A 1,917-nucleotide genomic window follows, 5' to 3' on the forward strand; every position below is an offset into this window, starting at 1 on the left:
GAGCCACCCTGGCCCGCACCGGCCGCCGATCCCCTCCCCCATGACTGGCGGGATGAGCCCGGCTCCCGGGTGGGGGTGATCCTCTACCGGGCCCTCTGGCAGGCGGGGGATCTGGCGCTGATGGAGGCCCTGCTGGAGGCCCTGCGCGGCCGGGGGCTGGCGCCGCGGGCCCTTTGGGTGAGCAGCCTGCGGGACGGGGCCGTGCAGCGGGGGGTGGCCGATCTGCTGGGCCGGGAGGGGGCGGAGGCGGTGCTCTGCGGCACCGGCTTCGCGTCGGTGTCCTTCGAGGAGGCGGGGCTGGGGGCCCCCCTGTGGGAACGGCTGGGGGTGCCGGTGCTGCAGGTGCTCTGCAGCGGCCGCAGCCGCGGGGCCTGGAGCGCCAGCAGCATCGGCCTGGCGCCCCTGGACCTCAGCCTCCAGGTGGCCCTGCCGGAGCTGGACGGACGCCTCACCACCCGGGTGGGGGCCTTCAAGGAGTGGAGCGCCACCAGCGACAGCCTGGCCACGGCCCTGCACCGCTACGTGCCGGACCTGGAACGCCTCGACTGGATCGCCCGCCTCACCGGCGCCTGGATCGACCTGCGCCGCACGCCGGCCGCCGACCGCCGCGTGGCCCTGGTGCTGGCCAACTACCCCAACCGCAACAGCCGCCTGGCCAACGGCGTCGGCCTCGACACCCCGGCCAGCGCCGCCCTGATGCTCGACTGGCTGGCGCAGGCCGGCTACGACCTGGGAATGGCCGCAGGCCTTCCAACGGATGGCGACGCCCTCATCCACCGGTTGCTGGAGGGTCGCAGCAACGATCCGGAGAGTGGCCATCGCCCTCCCCTGGACCACCTGCCCCTCGCCACCTACCAGGCGTGGTACGCCACCCTGCCGCTGGAGGGTCGCCAACGGCTGGAGGCGGTCTGGGGGCCCCCTGAGGCCGACGCGGGACTGGAGCCAGCGGTGCTGGCGGATGGGGTCACGGGCCCGGCGTTCGCGGTGCGGGGCCTGCGCTTCGGCCGGGTGCTCGTGCTGATCCAGCCCGAGCGCGGCTACGACCGGGATCCCAGCCTCAGCTACCACAGCCCCGATCTGCCCCCCACCCATGCCTACCTGGCCCAGTACCTCTGGCTTCGCCAGAGCTTCGGCGCCCAGGTGGTGGTGCACGTGGGCAAGCACGGCAACCTCGAATGGCTGCCCGGCAAGGGGCTGGGGCTGTCGCAGGACTGCTTCCCCGAGTGGGCCCTCGGCCCCCTGCCGCATCTCTACCCGTTCATCGTCAACGACCCGGGCGAGGGCAGCCAGGCCAAGCGTCGGGCCCAGGCCGTGATCCTCGACCACCTCACCCCGCCCCTGGGCCGGGCTGGGCTACACGGGGATCTGCAGGGCCTGGAGGCCCTGCTGGATGAATACTGGGAAGCGCGCCAGCTGGACAGTGCCCGGGCCCCACTGCTGCGGGAGCGCCTGGCCAAGCGGCTGGAGGAGCTGCAGCTACCCGCCACGGCCCAGCCGGATCTGGACGGGCAGCTGGAGGCGGCCGACGGCTACCTCTGCGAGCTCAAGGAGGCCCAGATCCGCCTCGGCCTGCACACCTTCGGCACCCTGCCGGCGCCGGCCAAGCTGGCCGAACTGCTGCTGTGCCTGGCCCGGCCGCCCCAGGCGGGGGTGCCGGGGCTCACCCAGGCCCTGGCCCTCGATCTGGGACTGGATCTGGACCCCTGGTCTGATCCTGAGGAGGCGCCCCTCTCCGCCGACGACCGCGGGCGGCTTGCCGCCCTGACGGGCACGGCCACCCTGCTGCGCCACGTCGGCGACGGGGTGGCCCTGCTGGAGACCTGGGCCCTGGCTCTGGTGGAGGAGGAGCTGGGCAGAGCCGCCATGCCGTGCGAGGCACCGGCCCAGCCACCGGTGGAGGGGGGCGCGGCCTGGGAT

General features: G+C 74.3%; 1 protein-coding gene. It reads left to right on the top strand.

Annotation, left to right across the window (positions count from 1 at the left end; genetic code table 11):
- A partial coding sequence (locus tag VB737_RS16535) for a cobaltochelatase subunit CobN (protein ID WP_500314567.1) occupies positions 1-1,917 on the top strand: 1,917 nt, incomplete at both ends.

The organism is Synechococcus sp. BA-120 BA3 (assembly GCF_034931285.1).
Taxonomy (GTDB): domain Bacteria; phylum Cyanobacteriota; class Cyanobacteriia; order PCC-6307; family Cyanobiaceae; genus Cyanobium.